General features: G+C 35.5%; 1 pseudogene. It reads left to right on the forward strand.

The features are described from left to right. A pseudogene (locus SMIDD26_RS11050) lies at window positions 1-170 on the forward strand (transposase); the annotation flags it as partial. Between the last annotated feature and the right edge of the window lie 58 nt (window positions 171-228).

Consider the following 228-nt stretch of genomic DNA (forward strand, 5'->3'; position numbering starts at 1 on the left):
TTATCTTTTACTTGTCATGGACAATGCTATATGGCATAAATCAAGTACCTTAAAGATAGATTCCGACTAATATTAGCTTTGCATTTATTCCTCCATACACACCAGAAATGAACCCCATTGAACAAGTGTGGAAAGAGATTCGTAAACGTGGATTTAAGAATAAAGCCTTTTGAACTTTGGAAGATGTCATGAATCAACTTCAAGATGTCATACAAGGACTGGAGAAGG

It is taken from the genome of Streptococcus mitis (assembly GCF_001579035.1).
Lineage (GTDB): Bacteria > Bacillota > Bacilli > Lactobacillales > Streptococcaceae > Streptococcus > Streptococcus mitis_J.